Origin of the sequence: Bradyrhizobium sp. CCBAU 21365 (genome assembly GCF_015291305.1) — a bacterium.
GTDB classification, from domain to species: Bacteria; Pseudomonadota; Alphaproteobacteria; order Rhizobiales; family Xanthobacteraceae; genus Bradyrhizobium; species Bradyrhizobium elkanii.
The window spans coordinates 2,847,569-2,864,614 of the sequence record NZ_CP030036.1 but is presented as its reverse complement, the minus strand read 5'-3'; the positions used below and the strand labels follow the sequence as shown (position 1 = coordinate 2,864,614).

The window sequence follows — 17,046 nt, the reverse complement described above, 5'->3', positions numbered from 1 at the left end:
GCGTGAGGATCAACCGAGCAATGTGTCACATCCGCGCAGGCGGCATTTTTCTCGCAGTTTTGCTCTGCCTGCTCACCGTGCGCATGTCAGAGGCGCTAGCACAATCCTCGGCAAGTATTGAACAAAATTTCGCGAACTCGTTGACGACGGTGCCGTCGGAGGGCCTCACCGCCTCCGGTGCATTCTACGTGCCGGTGTATTCCAGCGTGTCGATGAGCCACGGCAAGCTCAGGGCCGATTTTTCGGTGACGCTCAGCGTGCACAACGCCTCCGAGACGAAGCCGCTGGTGCTGAAGCGGATCGCCTATTTCGACACATCAGGCAAGATGGTGGAGAGCTACCTCAAATCGCCGGTCGCGCTAAAACCGTTTGCGACCGTCGAGGTCGCGATCGCCACGACCGATACCCGCGGCGGCACCGGCGCAAATTTCGTGGTCGATTGGGCGGCCGCCGGCGAGATCGCGGAACCGGCGGTCGAGGCCCTGATGGTCGGCAGTGTCGGCGCAGGCCACTACGCCTTCATCAGCCAGGGCCGGCCGATCCGGCTGGTCGACAAGAACTAACCTCATGGAAGGCCGCTCGCCGCGGCCTTCTCAACGATAACAACACGGAGCGAAACGTCCATGTCCACCTCAGCCCAGTTCGACTTTGCACCGCTACTCCCGGCCGGCCGGCCTGCCCCGGCCGCACGCTGGACCGGGCTCGCGAAATACAGCTTCGTCGGCGGCAACAACGATCCCGACCAGGTCCCGGTCGACGGGCTGCTGGAGGCGGTCAACGCCGTGTTGAAGCGCGAGGGCAGGAATCTGGCAACCTACAATCTCGCGCACGGGCCGCAGGGCTATCTGCCGCTGCGCCAGTTCCTGACCGAGAAGCTGAAGCGCGACGCCGGGATTGCCTGCACGCCGGACGAGATCATGATCGTCTCCGGCTCGCTGCAGGCGCTCGATCTGGTCAATCACACCTTGCTCGCCAAGGGCGATACCGTGCTGATCGAGCAGGAAACCTATCAGGGCTCACTGAACCGGCTGACACGGCTCGGCGTCAATGCGGTCGGCATTCCCCTCGATGGCGAGGGCATCAGGATCGATGCGCTGGCTGCGGCACTCGCCGATCACAAGCGGCGCGGCATCACGCCGAAATACATCTACACCATCCCGACGGTGCAGAACCCGACCGGCTCGATCCTTCCCGAGAGCCGCCGCGCCGAGATGCTGAAGCTCTCAAGGGAATACGGCGTGCCGATCTTCGAGGACGATTGCTATGCCGATTTGATCTGGAGCGGCGAACGGCCGCCCGCGATCTACGCCATGAGCAAGCACGGCGGCGTGATCCATATCGGCTCGTTCTCGAAGTCGATCGCGCCTGCGCTGCGGGTCGGCTTCATCGTCGCGCCCTGGGAGATCATGTCGCGAATGCTGCCGCTGAAGACCGACGCCGGCTCCGGCGCACTGGAGCAGATGGTGCTCGCGGAATATTGCGCGCCGCATTTCTCGACCCACGTGCCGCGCCTGACCAAGGGCCTGCGCGCCAAGCTCGATACGCTGATGGAGGCGCTGAACGAGCAGTTCGGCACCTCGGCCGAGTTCGAGGCGCCGAAGGGCGGCATCTTCCTCTGGGTCAAGCTGCCCGACAATGTCGACACGCTGAAGCTTTATCAGGCGGCGCTTGCCGCCGGCGTCTCGATCAATCCGGGACCGGAATGGTCGACCAGCAAGGCCCATTCCGGCAGCCGGCTCCGCCTCTGCTTCGCCAGCCCCTCGCACGAGCAGATCCGCGAGGGCGTTGCCGTGCTGGCCGAGGTGTGCCGCAAGGAGTTCGGCGTTCCGGCGCGCAGCAGCAATGTGGAGAAGCGCGGCTAGCTGTTTCGCTCGCCGGAAGATGGATTGCTTCGCTTTGCTCGCAATGACGGGGTAACCCGTCTCGACGTCATTGCGAGGAGCTCGCGACAAAATTGCAAAGCAATTTTGCGCTGAAGCGACGAAGCAATCCATGTTTCCACCTGCCCTCACCTCACCGAGAATGGCGCCTGATAGGGCCGGCCGAACGGCACGCCGTTGACCACGGTCTGCACCGGCTTCAGCAGCAGATTGCCGTCGCGCTTGTTGTTGCGGGTGTCGACGAAGGAGACCGGGCCTTCGACGAGATCCATGATCACGACGTCGCCGGGCGCGCCACGCTGCAGCGTGCCGATCTTCGGGGTCCGATTGATGATCCGCGCCGGCACCGAGGTCGCCATCGCCACCACCTGATCCAGCGACGAGCCCATCGCCAGGAACTTGCTCATCACGTTCGGCAGGAACGGGATGCCGGGCGAGTTGCCCGAGAAGACGTGGATGTCGGAGGAGATCGTATCGGGGGTGCAGCCGGCGGGGATCGCGATCTCGGCCACCGTGAAATCGAAGCTGCCGCCGCCATGGCCGACGTCGAACAGCACGCCGCGCTGCTTGGCCGCGAGCGCCGCCGGCAACAGCCTGCCCTCCTGCACGATATTGGTGAAAGCGCCCGACATGTTCGGCGCGCCGGAATAGGCATGGGTCAGGATATCGCCCGGCCGCAGCAGATTGAGGATGTCGGACATCAGCTCCCTGGTCTCGACGCCGCCGATATGCACCATCATCCGCGCCGGCCAGCCGCACATCTCGCAGGCCTGGATGCCGCGCTTTAGCGGCTCGAGACCATGCTTGAAGATGACGTTTTCCGACATCCGCACCTTGACCCCGATCAGGAAGTCGGCGTTCTCGGCCAGCGCCATCGCGCAGGCTTCGACCTGGGCGTTGTCGATGTTGTAGAGCTCGGCCACCGGGAATGCGGACAGGCCGTTGTTGGCGATGTGGACGAAGGCGTAGATCCGCGCCCGCGATTGCGCGACGATGAAGCGCCGCAGCGCCGCAAGATTGTTGACGCCGGCGTCGCCCGCCGAGACCACCGTCGTGGTGCCCTGGAATTGCACCAGTTCGTCGGCGGGAATGCCGATCGCCGATCCGTACGGGTAGACGTGGCAGTGCAGATCGACCAGGCCCGGCATCACGAGCTTGCCCGAGGCGTCGATGGACCTGGTGGCGCGAGCAGCCGGAATCTCGTCTTCGATCGCCTCGATGATGCCCCAGCGGATGCCGACGTCGCGCTTGCCGCGCAGCGACTGGCTGGGATCGATGACGTCGCCGTTCTTGATCACGAGGTCGAACTCGTCGTCCGGCCCCATCGCCGCAGTGGCCGGCCCGGCGATGGCTGCGGCAGCGGCCGATCCCGTCGCTTTGAAAAAATCCCGGCGTGAAAATTCGCTCACGGCAACGTCCCCCCGAACATTGACTTTTATGACGCGATGATGCGTCGGACGCCGAGGTTAGGCAAGGCCGCCGAGAGGGGGCGGCGGCGCTCGCTGTCGGTTGTGCAGCCGACTCTCGGCGAGCGCCGAGACGGCTGTTATTTCTGAACAAGCGTTCAGAAAACTCCTCTGGTTCCTGCGGAACGTTTCAATGTTCGCACGGTTTTCTCTTCACTTATTTGAGGAGGATGAGATGAAAAAGATTGGCTTTGTTCTTGCGGCGGTTGGTGCGCTTGCGGTGGCCGTTCCGTCGATCGCGAGCGCCGAGACGGTCGTGATCGGACATGGCGGTCATCATCACTGGGACCGCGGCTGGGGCGCACGCGCTGAAATGCGCCATGACCGTGGCTGGCATCGCGGTTGGCATCATGGCTGGCATCACGGCCATGACCGGACGGTGATCATCAAACGTCATCACTACTAAAAACCGACACAACGGAAAATGGCTCCTCACGGAGCCATTTTCTTTTCTGCTTCCTCAGGGCCAGCAGCCTCAATCCCACGCCGGCGCAAACCCCGGATTGACGCAGCGCATGTCCTTGCGCAGAGCCGCAATCGCCTTGCGGTCTTCGTCGTCGAGCCTGACCTTCAGTGCGTCGAGATTGGCCTTTTGGCTTTCGGCGCGCGAGGCTTTCGGAATAGCCGCCACGCCATCCTGATCGAGCAGCCATTTCAGCGCCACCTGTGCTGCGGTCGCATCATGCTTGCTGCCGATTTTCGCCAGCGTCTCGTCGGTGGCGAAGCGGCCCTGGGCGAGCGGACAATAGGCCACCAGCGGGATCGACTTCGCGGCGAGATATTTGCGCACCGGCGTCTGGTCCAGCATCGCGTGATATTCGATCTGGTTGCAGGCGATCGGTGCCTTGATGTCCTCGACCACGGCCTTGAGCAACGCGGTGGTGAAATTGGCGACGCCGATCGCGCGGGTGCGGCCTTCCTCCTTCAGCCTCATCAGCGCCTCGAAAACGGCGGGCAGCTTCATACTCCGCGACGGCCAGTGCACCAGATAGAGATCGACGTGATCGAGCCGCAGCTTCTTCAGGCTGGCGTCGAACGCGTCCGGATCGCATCCGGCGCCAGGTTCTCGTGCCAGACCTTGGTGGTCACGTGCAGGTCCTTGCGCGCGACATTCGAGGCAGCGATCGCCGCCCCGATCGCCTCTTCATTGCCGTACATCTCGGCGGTGTCGATATGCCGATAGCCGAGCCCAAGCGCGCTCTCGACCGCCGCGCGGCAGGTATCGCCCTGCATGCGGAAGGTGCCGAGCCCGAGCTGCGGCAGGCTGATGCCCTGTGTCTGCAGATTTTCCATGGATAGCTCCTGACGCGTGGGACGCCGATGCCATCGACGACGTCACGCCAGCAAATCGTTTCGTGGGAATGAAATTGGCAGGACTGCGACATGCAGTCTGCCCGCAAACCCGCCCTTCGGGCAAGACGCCGGCAATCAAGATGTCGCGACGGGATTAGAGACGGCGCTAGATGTGTTGCGCCATGATCTGGCCGGGCCGCGCGTCCGGCCGCGGCTCGATATCGACCGACCAGAGCTCGTGGTTGTCGACGTCCTTCAGCGTCACCGTCATCACGCCGGTCTTGCCGTCGATGTCGACGCGGCCGAAGAATTGCAGCCCGAAGCACGGCGCGAGATTGTCGCCCTGCTCGACCGAGCAGCCCTTCTGGTACATCGCCTTCGGGCCGAAGGTGTTGTCGAGCTCGCCCGGCGACCAAGTGCCGGCATGCAGCGGGCCGGAGACGAACTCCCAGAACGGCTCGAACTCCTGGAACACCGCGCGGTTCGGATCATAATGATGCGCGGCGGTGTAGTGCATGTCGGCGGTGAGCCACACCGTATTGCGGACCCCGGCGCGCTTCATGAAGGACAACAGATCGGCGATCTCGTGTTCGCGCCGCGCGGGCGGGCCGTCGCCGAGCGCGACCGCATCCAGGCTGACGAGGCCGATCGGCAGGTCCGCCGCGATCACCTTCCACACAGCATCCGACGCCACCAGCTCCCGCTTCAGCCAGGCAAGCTGGCTCTGGCCGAGGATGCAGGCCTGCTCCGGATCGCCCTGCTTGTTCCAGCTGGAATCGCGGTACGAGCGCATGTCGATGATGAAGACGTCGAGCAGCGGCCCGTAGGGAATCTTGCGGTAGACGCGGCCATCGCGCTCCGGCATCAGCCGCATCGGCATGAATTCGTGGAAGGCACGCCGCGCCCGCGCCACCAGACGCGAGCTGCCCTCCGCGTCGTAACCGGTCGCATCGGCGGTGCCGAGCGGCGACCAGTCGTCGGCCACCTCGTGGTCGTCCCATTGCGCGAACATCGGCACCTCGGCGAGGAAGGCGCGGAAATTCTCGTCGAGCCAGTTGTATCTGTAGTTGCCGCGAAACTGGTCGAGGCTCTGCGCGACGGCGGATTTCTCCTCGGTGACGATGTTGCGCCAGACCTCACCGTTGGGGAGTTTCTGCTCCGACGGCACCGTGCAATCGGCATAGATGTGATCGCCGGAATGGATGAAGAAGTCCGGGCGCTCGTCCAGCATGGTGCGATAGCTGCGCAAGCCGCCGCGCGCGGGGTCGATGCCCCAGCCCTGCCCGACGACGTCGCCCGACCAGATGAACGAGACCGGACGCCGGTCGGCCGGCGCGGTGCTGAAATGGCCGACCCGGCTTTCGCCCGTTGTGCCGTCACGGTCCTCGAAGCTGACGCGATAGAACAGGTCCTGGCCCGGCGGCAGGCCGTCGAGCAGCAGCTTGGCGGTTAAGTCGCGTTCAGGCAGCGCGTCTGCGGACGCGGCGCGCAGGATGGTGGCGAAGCTTTCGACCGCCGCGCATTCGATGCGCATCCGCGCCGCGCGATCGGTGCGGGCCCAGATGACAGCGGAATCGCTTGCGACGTCGCCGGACTGGATGCCCGCGATCGCGGGCCGATCCGCGGCGCGGCTCAGATATGGTCTTGCCAGCGCGCCGAATCCCGCCAGCGCGGCGGTCGACGCCGAGCGCACCAGAAGCTGACGCCGGGTGAGGCCTCGCCGCCTCGCGGAGTTCGCTGTCGGCATCGAATAACCTTCGTCGAATCGCAACGAAGGTTTTGCCTGCGCTCCTTGACTCCAGCCTTACGGTTTCTTGACTCTCTGCCGACGGTTTTGCGACGGCGGGATGACTCGGGGGAGATGGAGATCGGAAGGGTATCGTTAGGCGTGGAGCGCTCAACGCCAAGCCCGTCATCCCGAGGAGGCCGCGAAGCGGCCGTCTCGCAGGATGCACGGCCCCGCCTGCGGCCGATTCATCCTTCGAGGCTCGCTCCGCTCGCACCTCAGGATGACGGGTTAAGGATTGACGCGCGAGTGAGAAAGCAGACGCGCGGCGGACGCTCTCACCGATGCCAGTTGCAGATGCCGCCGGTGCGGCACGGCCAGGTCTGGATCCGTGTGTCGCGGGCCTCCGCATCGAGCGGGTTCGAGTGGCGGCGCGCGAGCTTGGCGCGGGCGGGAATTTGCGCGGCCGCGCGCTTCCGCTCGTGCGGCGCGGTTACCCTGGTGGTCCGCACGGCTTTCTTTGGCGCGACTTTCGTCTCCTCGACCTGCGGCTCGACATTCGCATGCTGATCGGGACCGTGGTCGGCCTTCGCCTCGACCGGAACCGGCTCGAACTGCGCCGGCGGGCCAAGCCGCTTCGGCGACAGCACCGCCTTGGAGAGATCGAGGCTGAAGAACTCGCTGGGGCCGTACTCGTCGGCAAACGCCACGCCACCCCAGGTCAGGCACGCGGCGCAAACGATTGCAACAAAAGCGTTTTTCAGGACCATCAAACGGCCTCCTGAAATCACTCGAACAGAACACCCATCATCTAGGAGCCCCGGCCGCGCGAATCCAGCCGCTGGTTGCGGGCAGGGTTACCGGTCAACCAAGGCAGCTGTGGAAAGTTCCCCCGGTTGCCTACTCGGCCGCCTGCGCCAGCGGCTGGCCGATCGCGCGCTCCAGCCGCGCACATTCGGTGCGGTAGCGGGCGACGTTGCCCTCCTTGATGTGGCCATAGCCGCGCACGAGGTCCGCGGCCTTGGCCAGCGCCACGAGGCGCGGCAAGTCGAGCGGCTTCCTGCCGTCGAGGTGACGCAGAATCATCGCCGAATACTCGACCGGCAATGCGCGCTCCATCTTGCGCTCCGCGGTGTAGCCGAAGACGTCGAAGGCGGTGCCGCGCAGGCCCTTCAGCTTCGCGAGCACGCCGAACGCGGTGAAAATCCACGGACCGAATTCACGCTTCTGCAGCCGCCCGGTGACGGGATCGCGCTGCGCCAGCAGCGGCGGCGCCAGCAAGACCTTCAGACCGGAGTTGCCCTCGAACTGCTCCCTCAAGGCCTTGCTGAACTCGCCGTCGGAATACAGTCGCGCGACCTCGTATTCGTCCTTGTAGGCCATCAGCTTGAACAGGCCCTTTGCGAAGGCTTCGGTCAGGTCCTGCGAGCCGGGCGCCGCCGCTGTCTCGGCGGTGCGGACGCGCGCGACGTCGTCGAGATAACGCTTGGCGTAAGCCGCGTCCTGATAGTCGGTGAGGAGTTTGGCGCGGAAGGCGATCGCCTCATCGAGCGTCTTCTTGGCCGGCGCAGCACCGGCGCTCTTGAAGCGCGCGGCGCTGACCACGCGCTGCAGATCGTGCGCGGCGAGCCGGCCCCACGAGAACGCGGTCTTGTTCATCTCGATCGCGGCGCCGTTGAGCTCGATCGCCTTCAGGATCGCTTCCAGCGACAGCGGGATCGCGCCGCGCTGAAAGGCAAAGCCGAGCATGAAGGCGTTGGTGGCGATGCTGTCGCCCATCAGCGCGGTGGCAAGCCCCGTCGCATCGAGGATGTCGAGATCATCAGGTCTTACCGCGCCGTTCAGCGCATCGCGCATCGAGCTGGCTTCAAAGTCGATATCGGGATCGATCACGAAGCTCGCGGTTGGCAAGAGATCGGCGTTGACGACGGCGCGGGTGACGCCGCGCTCGGCGCGGCTCAACGCCGGCACGCTGGTGGCGACGACGAGGTCGCAGCCAAGGATCAGATTGGCGTTGCCCGGCGCGATGCGCACCGTGGTCAGCATGTCGGAGGCGGGCGCGAGCCGGACATGGCTCATGACCGCGCCGTTCTTCTGCGACAGGCCGGTGAAGTCGAGCGTCGAGCAGGCGAGCCCCTCGACATGCGCGGCCATGCCGAGCAGGGCGCCGATGGTGATGACGCCGGTGCCGCCGATGCCGGTGATCAGGATGTTGTAGGGGTTCGTCAGCGCGCTCGCAGGCGGCGTCGGCAAATCGGCGAACAACGCCTTGGGATCGGCGGCGGTGCGGTCGGCCTTGCGCAGCTTGGGATCCTGCACCATCACGAAGCTCGGGCAGAAGCCCTCGATGCAGGAGAAATCCTTGTTGCAATTCGACTGGTCGATGCGGCGCTTGCGGCCGAGCTCGGTCTCCAGCGGCTGCACCGAGACGCAGTTCGACGCCACCGAGCAGTCGCCGCAACCCTCGCAGACGCGCTCGTTGATGAAGACGCGCTTGGCCGGATCGGGGAACAGCCCGCGCTTGCGGCGGCGGCGCTTCTCGGCGGCGCAGGTCTGGTCGTAGATCAGGACGGTGAGGCCCTCGATCTCGCGCAGGGTGCGCTGCACGGCGTCGAGCTCGCGGCGATGATGAATGGTCGCGCCGGGCGGGAAATAATTGGCGGGATATTTGTCGGGATCGTCGGAGACGATCGCAAGCTTCCTGGTGCCTTCGGCGGCGACCTGATGCGCGATCTGCGACACCGTAAAGCCGCCCTCGGCCGGCTGCCCGCCGGTCATCGCCACGGCATCGTTGTAGAGGATCTTGTAGGTGATGTTGACGCCGGCCGCGGCCGCCGCGCGCAGCGCCAGCAAGCCGGAATGGGTGTAGGTGCCGTCCCCGAGATTCTGGAACACGTGCTGTTCGCTGGTGAACGGCGCCTGCCCGATCCAGCTCACGCCCTCCGCACCCATATGCGAGATGGTCTGGGTGTTGCGGTTCGGTACCGACAGCGCCATGCCGTGGCAGCCGATGCCGGCCATGGCGCGGCTGCCCTCGGGGATTTTGGTCGACGAGTTGTGCGGGCAGCCCGAGCAGAAATACGGCGTGCGTTGCAGCTTCGCGGTGCCCACGCCCTCGGCCGGGCGATCGAACGCCTCGAGTTTTGCCAAACGCTGCTCCAGCAGCGGGCTGCGGTGACCGAGCCGGCGCAGCCGCGCCACCACGGCGGCGGCGACCATGGTCGGCGTCAGCTCGCCCTCGCTCGGCAGCAGCGGCGCGCCGCTCTCGTCGCGCTTGCCGACCACCGACGGACGCTTCGCGGCGTCCATGTTGTAGAGGATTCGGACCAGCTGGTCCTCGATGAAGCCGCGCTTCTCCTCGACGACAAGCACATCCTGCAGGCCCTCGGCGAAGGCGCGCGCGCCGCGCGCTTCGAGCGGCCAGGTCAGCGCCACCTTGTAGATGCGCAGGCCGAGCGCCTGCGCATCGGCATCGGTGATGCCGAGATCGGCGAGCGCCTGGCGCAAATCGAGATAGGCCTTGCCGGTCGCCATGATGCCGAGCCGCGCCGGCTTGGAATCCAGCACGATGCGGTCGAAGCGGTTGACGCGGGCGAAGGCCGCGACGGCCTCCATCTTGGGCCCGTGCAGCCGGCGCTCCGCCTCCAGCGGCGGATCCGGCCAGCGGATCGAGAGCCCGCCCAGTGGCATCTCGAAATCGTCGGGCATGATGATCTTGATGCGATCGGGATCGCTGACGATCGAGGCCGAGCTTTCCACCGTCTCCGAGATCGCCTTGAAGCCGACCCAGCAGCCGGAATAGCGCGACAGCGCGAAGCCGAGGATGCCGAGGTCGAGATAGTCCTGCAGCGTCGCCGGATTGACCACCGGCATCAGCGCCGAGGCAAATACCTGCTCGCTCTGATGCGCCAGGGTGGAGGATTGGCAGCCATGGTCGTCACCGGCCAGCGCAATCACGCCGCCGTTCGGCGAGGTGCCGGCGGAATTGGCGTGCTTGAGCGCGTCGAGCGAGCGGTCGACGCCGGGGCCCTTGCCGTACCAGATGCCGAACACGCCATCGACCTTGGCGCCGGGAAACATGCCGACTTGCTGGCTGCCCCAGACCGCGGTCGCCGCCAGATCCTCGTTGAGGCCGGGAACGAAGGCGATGTCATGCTCCTTCAGGAAGGATTTCGCCCGCCACAGCGCGTGGTCGTACATGCCGAGCGGCGAGCCGCGGTAACCGGAGATGAAACCGGCGGTGTTCAGCCCGTGCGCGCGGTCGCGTTCGCGCTGCAACATGGGCAATCGGACCAGCGCCTGGGTACCGGAGAGGAAGATTCGTTTCGTATCCAACCGGTACTTGTCGTCCAGTCCAACTTCCATCAACGCCATCAGTTTCCCCGTCAGTCAGCCGCGCCGGTCCGGACCGGTCTGATTATCTTCCGAAATGATCATGCATCAGCATGCACTGATTTTGTTATGCATGAACAGCCCCGTTCCATGGCCGCAGCACATATCTCATGTTGCGCATGCGAGGCCTTGTTGCTGCTGCAAGGCTTGCCGAACCCCGGCATCTTTGAAACGGTGGCGCGCAAAGGGAGACCAAGGATGATTACAGTCGAATCCGCGTTCACGACGGAAATCGTGGAGAACGGCGATCTGCTGGTGGGTCCCTGGCGCAGCCCGAAGCAGATGCTGCAGGCCCAGACCTACGATTCCCACGCCTCGATTCACGACGATGCAACCGCACAGAAGCTCGGCTTCCGCGGCGGCACGATCGAGGGACCAACCCATTTCAGCCAGTTCGCGCCGCTGTGCGAGCGGATCTGGGGCCGCGCCTGGTTCATGACCGGGTGCCTCTCGGCGCATTACCGCAACCCGGTGTTCGAGGGCGAGGAGGTGCAGGCCCAGATCGAGAAGCCGAAGCCGGGCCAGACCGTTTGCACGATCGGGATGGTCAAGCGCGACGGCACCGAGATCCTGCGCGGCACCGCCTCGATCGACGGCGACGGCAGCGAGACGGCGCTCAGCCACCGGCTCGGCGAATTGAAGCCGCTGACCGATCCCGTGATCCTCGCCGACATCAAGGTCGGCATGAAGACGCCGCGGCAGGCGATCAAGATGGATTTCGACCAGCACATGGGCGACCTCTATCCGTTCTCGCTGGCCGACAAGCTCAAGGTGATCACCGAGCCTTCGGACTATTATTCGCTGGAGCACAATCCCTGGGGCCGCGCCATCATCCCGATGGAGATGCTGAGCGTGCTGTTCCAGTACCGCGCGCGCGAAGATCGCCTGCCGGTCCGCGGCCCCGCGGTCGGGCTGTTCGCCGACCAGGAGATCCGTCTTTTGCGCGGGCCGCTATTCCCCGGGGAGACCTATTGGGTCGAGCGCGAGGTCGTGGCGCTCTCGGGCAGCAAGCGCACCGAGAGCATGTGGGTGCGCTCGACCGTGTTCGATGCCGACAACGCCGTGGTTGCGACCATGCTGCTCAACGGCGCCAGCATGAAGGACTCCTACGCCAACTACGCCAGCGAGCACAAAGCCCTCTACGGCTGAAACAACTGCCGCCTCATCCGCAAGCCGCCGAAAAAAAGGACAACAACAATGGCCCGCCTGCCCTATCTCGAAGCAGATCAGGTCGCTCCCGAATATCGCGACATGCTCAAGCGCAACACCAATCTGCACAAGCTGCTGGTGAACTCGCCGGACATGGCGTGCGCCTTCAACGGCGTCGGCGGCTACATCCGCTTCAAGAGCAAGCTCGATCCGCGCTTACGCGAACTCGCGATCCTGCAGGTCGGCTGGCTCGAGCAGTCGGAATACGAGTTCACCCACCATGTGAAGATCGGCAAGGAGTTCGGCGTCACCGACGAGGACATCCGGGGCTTGATCGCGGAGACTGATGGTAGACCCTCGGAGCTCGAGCCGCTGGCGAAGGCGATCCTGAAGGGCGCCCGTGAGATGGTGCGCGAGCTCGCGATGTCGGATGCGACCTTCGCCGAGATCAGGCAACATCTCTCCGACGAGCACATGACTGACCTCGTGCTGACGATCGCGTTCTACTGCGCCGTGGTGCGGGTGCTCGCCACCATGCAGATCGACAATGAGCCTTACTACAAGGAGGTACTGCAGCAGTACCCGCTACAGGGAGTGAAGTGAGATGCGCCTGCAAGACCGCGTCGCCATCGTCGTAGGTGCCGGCCAAAGCCCCGGCGAGGGCATCGGCAACGGCCGCGCCGCCGCGCTGACCTTCGCGCGCGAAGGCGCCAGGGTGCTGTGCGTCGATCACAATCTGGCATCGGCGCAGGAAACCGTCGACCTGATCGCAGCCAAGGGCGGCACCTCAGTCGCCTTCAAAGCCGACGTCACCAGGAACGCCGACATCAAGGCGATGGTGGCGGACGCACATGGCCGCTGGGGCAGCGTCGATATCCTGCACAACAATGTCGGCGTCAGCCTCTCCGGCGGCGATGCCGAATTGCTTGATATCACCGAGGAGGCGTTCGACCGCTGCGTGGCGATCAATCTGAAGAGCTGCATCCTCGCCGCCAAGCATGTGATCCCGATCATGCGCACGCAGCAGCGCGGCTCGATCATCAACATCTCGTCGATGGCCGCGATCACGACCTATCCCTACGTCGCCTACAAGGCGACCAAGTCGGCGATGATCGCCTTCACCGAACAGCTCGCCTACCAGAATGCGCAATATGGCATTCGCGCAAACGTGATCCTGCCGGGATTGATGAACACGCCGATGGCGGTGGACACGCGCGCCCGCGAATTCAAGAAGAGCCGCGCCGAAGTCGAGGCCGAGCGCGATAGCAAGGTGCCGCTGCGTCACAAGATGGGCACCGGCTGGGACGTCGCCAATGCCGCGCTGTTTCTCGCCTCCGATGAGGCCAATTTCATCACAGGTGTGACGTTGCCGGTCGATGGCGGCGCAAGTGTGCGTCGCGGTTAACCGCGACGACTAACCCGATTAATCCAGGTGATCAACCCGGCTAATCGAAGCGATTAACCCGGTTAATCGAGTTGATTAACCTCTGTGACGATGTGCGGTTAATCACTGTGACGACATCACGCGTCAATGCGCCGCAATGATTCGAAAAAATTGAAGTATTCCAATGACACGGCGATGTGACGACGCGTCCACATAAATCGAAATCCTGACTCGTTGTGGTCGCACGAAATTCATCTGCGCTCTGTATCTCGCACGCCAAGAACTCCTGGAGTGCCTGGACCGATGAGCGAAGAATTCGAACTCAGACCCGATCAGTGGGATGCGCTGAAAGCGTTGCGGGCTCCCGCAGCAAACCCTTCACGGCTGAACCGGTTTGCCGTCGAAAGCCTGGTCACGCTCGGCTATGTTGCGGTGCGAGGAGACTCGTTTGAGCTGACGCCCGCGGGCCGCAAGGTGCTGGTCCGCGGTTCGTCACTGCTGCTGCTCGATATCGCAGCCTGATCCTTCGAAGCTGACATCAAGCTTACACACGCGGCATCATGCCGCGTGTGCTTTTCCGGGGATGGTCGTCTCGCCGTGCTGCGTCAGCGGCTTCATCCCGGTGAGGCTGCGCAGCAGCACATAGAACACCGGCGTCAGGAACAGGCCGAACACCGTGACGCCGATCATGCCGGAGAACACCGCGACACCCATTGCCCGCCGCATCTCCGAGCCCGCACCGGTCGACAGCACCAGCGGCAGCACGCCCATGATGAACGCCATCGAGGTCATCAGGATCGGCCGCAACCGCAGCCGGCTCGCCTCGATCGCGGCACGGATCGGTGAGCGCCCGGCGAATTCGAGCTCGCGGGCGAATTCGACGATCAGGATGGCGTTCTTGGCCGACAATCCGACCAGCACGATCAGGCCGATCTGGGTGAAGACGTTGTTGTCGCCCTTCGACAGCCAGACCCCGAACATCGCGGCCAAGAGCCCCATCGGCACGATCATGATGATCGAGAGCGGCAGCGCCAGGCTTTCATAGAGCGCGGCGAGCACCAGGAACACCAAGAGGATCGCCAGCGGAAACACCCAGATTCCGGAATTGCCGGCGATGAACTCCTGATAGGTCAGGTCGGTCCATTCGAAAGCGAATCCGGGCGGCAGCGTTTCGGCCGCGATCCGCGTCGCCGCCTCCTGGGCCTGGCCGGAGGAATAGCCCGGTGCGGCGGCGGCGTTGATGTCCGACGACAGGAAGCCGTTGTAGCGGATCGCACGCTCCGGCCCCGCGCTCTGGCGGACCTTCAGCAGCGCCGACAGCGGCACCATGTCACCCGACGACGAGCGCACCTTGAGCTGCCTGATGTCGTCGGCACGCGCGCGGAACGGCGCGTCCGCCTGCACATAGACCGAATAGGTGCGGCCGAATTTGTTGAAGTCGTTGACGTAGTAGGAGCCGAGATAGATCTGCAGCGTGTTGAAGACCTCCGTGACGGGCACACCGAGCTGCAACGCCTTGGTGCGGTCGATATCGGCGAACAGCTGCGGCACGTTGACCTGGAAGCTCGAGAACACGCCGGCGATCTCCGGCGCCTTCTGCATCGCCGCCATGAACGCCTTGGTCGCTTCGTTCAGCGCCTCATAGCCGAGGCCGGCGCGGTCCTCGATCTGCAGCTTGAAGCCGCCGATGGTGCCGAGGCCGTTGACTGGCGGCGGCGGGAACATGGCGATGAAGGCATCCTGGATGCCGGCATATTTCTTGTTGAGCGCCGCCGCGATCGCCGGACCGCTGAGCGAGGGATCCTTGCGCTCGTCGAACGGCTTCAAGGTCGAGAACACGATGCCCGCGTTTGAGGAGTTGGTGAAGCCGGAGATCGACAGGCCGGGGAACGCCACCGAGCTTTCGACGCCGGGCTGGGTCAGCGCGATGTCGCTCATCTTGCGGATCACTTCCTCGGTGCGGTCGAGCGTCGCGCCGTCGGGCAGCCGCGCAAAGCCGACCAGATACTGCTTGTCCTGGCCCGGCACGAAGCCACTCGGCACCTGCTTGAACAGCACGCCCGTGAGGCCGATCAGCAGCACATAGAGGCCGATCACCACGGCCTTGCCGTAGATCACCTTGGTGACGGTGCGGCCGTAGTTCTCGGAAGACTTCGTAAAGACCTTGTTGAAGCCGCGGAAGAACCAGCCGAGCGACCTTTCCATGATCCGGGTCAGCCAGTCCTTCGGCTCATGATGCCCCTTCAGCAGTAGCGCAGACAGCGCCGGCGACAGCGTCAGCGAGTTGACGGCTGATATCACGGTCGAGATCGCGATGGTCAGCGCGAACTGCTTGTAGAATTGTCCGGTGAGGCCTGAGATGAAGGCGAGCGGCACGAACACTGCGATCAAGACCAGCGCGATCGCGATGATCGGGCCGGACACTTCGCGCATCGCCTGGTTGGTGGCGTCGCGCGGCGACAGGCCGGACTCGATGTTGCGCTCGACGTTCTCGACCACAACGATGGCGTCGTCAACCACGATGCCGATCGCCAGCACCAGGCCGAACAGGCTGAGCGCGTTGATCGAGAAGCCGAACACATGCATCACCGCGAAGGTGCCGACGATCGACACCGGGACCGCGATCAATGGAATGATCGAGGCGCGCCAGGTCTGCAGGAACAGGATCACGACCAGCACGACGAGCGCGACCGCCTCGAGCAGCGTGTGGATGACGGCCTCGATCGACGAGCGCACGAATTGCGTCGGATCGTAGACGATCTGGTAGGACACGCCTTCCGGCATGTTCTTCTTGATCTCGGCCATCGTGGCGCGAACACGGTCGGAGATCTCCAGCGCGTTCGAACCGGGCGCCTGGAAGATCGGGATCGCGACCGCCTGCTTGTTGTCGAGCAGCGAGCGCAGGCCGTATTCGGAGGCGCCAAGCTCGACCCGCGCGACGTCGCGCAGCCGCACCACCTCGCCGGCCGAACCGGTCTTGACCACGATGTCGCCGAACTGTTCCTCGGTCGACAGCCGCCCCTCGGCGTTGACGGAGAGCTGGAGGTCGATGCCCTTGACGCTGGGCGAGGAGCCGACCACGCCGGCGGCGGCCTCGACGTTCTGCGCCTGGATCGCGCGCACCACGTCGCTCGCGGTCAGCGAATGCTCGGCGGCCTTCTGCGGATCGACCCAGAGCCGCATCGAATAGTCGCCGGCGCCATAGAGCTGGACGTCGCCGACGCCATCGATCCGCGCCAGCCGGTCCTTGACGTTGAGCACCGCGTAGTTGCGCAGATACGTCATGTCATAGCGGTTGTTCGGCGACAGCAGATGCACGACCATGGTGAGGTCGGGCGAGCTCTTCTTGGTGATGATGCCGAGCTGGCGCACCACGGCCGGCAGGCGCGGCTCGGCCTGCTGCACGCGGTTCTGCACCAGCTGGGTCGCCTTGTCGGGGTCGGTGCCGAGCCGGAACGTCACCGTCAGCGTCATCGCGCCGTCGGTGGTCGCCTGGCTCGACATGTAGAGCATGCCTTCGACGCCGTTGATCTGCTCCTCGATCGGCGTGGCCACCGTCTCGGCGATCACCTTCGGATTGGCGCCGGGATAGGTCGCGCGCACCACGACCGACGGCGGCACCACGTCGGGATATTCCGAGATCGGCATCGCCAGCAGCGAGATCAGGCCGGCCAGGAAGATCAGGATCGAAAGCACGCCGGCGAAGATCGGCCGGTCGATGAAGAATTTTGAGAGATTCATGGCTCCGCCCCCGCG

Annotated in this window: 12 protein-coding genes and 1 pseudogene; 7 read left to right on the top strand and 6 right to left on the bottom strand. The window is 64.6% G+C overall.

Translation table 11 applies throughout. The features are described 5' to 3' along the window. Positions 1-20: 20 nt before the first annotated feature. Both XI02_RS13140 and XI02_RS13135 read left to right on the top strand, forming a co-directional pair. Positions 21-563, top strand: coding sequence for a DUF3124 domain-containing protein (locus XI02_RS13140; RefSeq protein WP_370143831.1), 543 nt, complete (start codon positions 21-23; stop codon positions 561-563). Positions 564-623: 60 nt separating this feature from the next. Continuing rightward, on the top strand, positions 624-1,862 hold the full coding sequence (locus XI02_RS13135; protein ID WP_172648390.1) for a PLP-dependent aminotransferase family protein: 1,239 nt from the start codon (positions 624-626) through the stop codon (positions 1,860-1,862). Positions 1,863-2,008: 146 nt separating this feature from the next. On the opposite strand, the gene XI02_RS13130 is transcribed toward XI02_RS13135, so the two are convergent. Continuing rightward, the gene (locus tag XI02_RS13130) at positions 2,009-3,289 is read right to left on the bottom strand and encodes an amidohydrolase family protein (RefSeq protein ID WP_069278624.1); all 1,281 of its coding nucleotides are present in this window, start codon (positions 3,287-3,289) and stop codon (positions 2,009-2,011) included. A 190-nt stretch (positions 3,290-3,479) separates the two neighbouring features. Here XI02_RS13130 and XI02_RS13125 point away from each other — a divergent pair, with 190 nt between their 5' ends. Next, the gene (locus XI02_RS13125) at positions 3,480-3,752 is read left to right on the top strand and encodes a hypothetical protein (RefSeq protein WP_370143832.1); all 273 of its coding nucleotides are present in this window, start codon (positions 3,480-3,482) and stop codon (positions 3,750-3,752) included. 69 nt (positions 3,753-3,821) lie between these two features. Here the strand turns inward: XI02_RS13125 and XI02_RS13120 are convergent. The 4 genes and pseudogenes from XI02_RS13120 to XI02_RS13105 all read right to left on the bottom strand — a co-directional run bounded on the left by XI02_RS13120 (position 3,822) and on the right by XI02_RS13105 (position 10,739). Then, positions 3,822-4,639, bottom strand: a pseudogene (locus XI02_RS13120) (aldo/keto reductase). Positions 4,640-4,805: 166 nt separating this feature from the next. Then, positions 4,806-6,386 carry an alkaline phosphatase gene (locus tag XI02_RS13115; RefSeq protein ID WP_172648391.1) on the bottom strand — a complete coding sequence of 527 codons (1,581 nt, stop codon included), beginning with the start codon at positions 6,384-6,386 and terminating at the stop codon, positions 4,806-4,808. 317 nt (positions 6,387-6,703) lie between these two features. Next, positions 6,704-7,135: a hypothetical protein gene (locus XI02_RS13110; protein ID WP_026192436.1), complete on the bottom strand. Its 432-nt coding sequence runs from the start codon at positions 7,133-7,135 to the stop codon at positions 6,704-6,706. A 130-nt stretch (positions 7,136-7,265) separates the two neighbouring features. After that, positions 7,266-10,739 (bottom strand): indolepyruvate ferredoxin oxidoreductase family protein, encoded by a 3,474-nt coding sequence (locus tag XI02_RS13105; RefSeq protein WP_172648392.1) that lies wholly within the window; start codon positions 10,737-10,739, stop codon positions 7,266-7,268. Positions 10,740-10,955: 216 nt separating this feature from the next. Here XI02_RS13105 and XI02_RS13100 point away from each other — a divergent pair, with 216 nt between their 5' ends. The 4 genes from XI02_RS13100 to XI02_RS13085 all read left to right on the top strand — a co-directional run bounded on the left by XI02_RS13100 (position 10,956) and on the right by XI02_RS13085 (position 13,812). Further along, positions 10,956-11,906, top strand: a complete 951-nt coding sequence (locus XI02_RS13100) for a hypothetical protein (RefSeq protein ID WP_172648393.1) — start codon at positions 10,956-10,958, stop codon at positions 11,904-11,906. Positions 11,907-11,954: 48 nt separating this feature from the next. Next, positions 11,955-12,509, top strand: coding sequence for a carboxymuconolactone decarboxylase family protein (locus XI02_RS13095; RefSeq protein WP_172648394.1), 555 nt, complete (start codon positions 11,955-11,957; stop codon positions 12,507-12,509). Position 12,510: 1 nt separating this feature from the next. Then, positions 12,511-13,311, top strand: a complete 801-nt coding sequence (locus XI02_RS13090; RefSeq protein ID WP_172648395.1) for an SDR family NAD(P)-dependent oxidoreductase — start codon at positions 12,511-12,513, stop codon at positions 13,309-13,311. Positions 13,312-13,593: 282 nt separating this feature from the next. Continuing rightward, positions 13,594-13,812: a hypothetical protein gene (locus tag XI02_RS13085; protein ID WP_016845043.1), complete on the top strand. Its 219-nt coding sequence runs from the start codon at positions 13,594-13,596 to the stop codon at positions 13,810-13,812. Between the two features lie 36 nt (positions 13,813-13,848). Here the strand turns inward: XI02_RS13085 and XI02_RS13080 are convergent, their stop codons facing one another. Next, positions 13,849-17,031 (bottom strand): efflux RND transporter permease subunit, encoded by a 3,183-nt coding sequence (locus tag XI02_RS13080; RefSeq protein WP_172648396.1) that lies wholly within the window; start codon positions 17,029-17,031, stop codon positions 13,849-13,851. Positions 17,032-17,046: the final 15 nt, after the last annotated feature.

Coding starts and splice junctions, on each gene's coding strand:
- XI02_RS13140 (WP_370143831.1), top strand. CDS start 21: ATGTGTCACATCCGCGCAGGCGGCATTTTTCTCGCAGTTTTGCTCTGC.
- XI02_RS13135 (WP_172648390.1), top strand. CDS start 624: ATGTCCACCTCAGCCCAGTTCGACTTTGCACCGCTACTCCCGGCCGGC.
- XI02_RS13125 (WP_370143832.1), top strand. CDS start 3,480: ATGTTCGCACGGTTTTCTCTTCACTTATTTGAGGAGGATGAGATGAAA.
- XI02_RS13115 (WP_172648391.1), bottom strand. CDS start 6,386: ATGCCGACAGCGAACTCCGCGAGGCGGCGAGGCCTCACCCGGCGTCAG.
- XI02_RS13110 (WP_026192436.1), bottom strand. CDS start 7,135: ATGGTCCTGAAAAACGCTTTTGTTGCAATCGTTTGCGCCGCGTGCCTG.
- XI02_RS13105 (WP_172648392.1), bottom strand. CDS start 10,739: ATGGCGTTGATGGAAGTTGGACTGGACGACAAGTACCGGTTGGATACG.
- XI02_RS13100 (WP_172648393.1), top strand. CDS start 10,956: ATGATTACAGTCGAATCCGCGTTCACGACGGAAATCGTGGAGAACGGC.
- XI02_RS13095 (WP_172648394.1), top strand. CDS start 11,955: ATGGCCCGCCTGCCCTATCTCGAAGCAGATCAGGTCGCTCCCGAATAT.
- XI02_RS13090 (WP_172648395.1), top strand. CDS start 12,511: ATGCGCCTGCAAGACCGCGTCGCCATCGTCGTAGGTGCCGGCCAAAGC.
- XI02_RS13085 (WP_016845043.1), top strand. CDS start 13,594: ATGAGCGAAGAATTCGAACTCAGACCCGATCAGTGGGATGCGCTGAAA.
- XI02_RS13080 (WP_172648396.1), bottom strand. CDS start 17,031: ATGAATCTCTCAAAATTCTTCATCGACCGGCCGATCTTCGCCGGCGTG.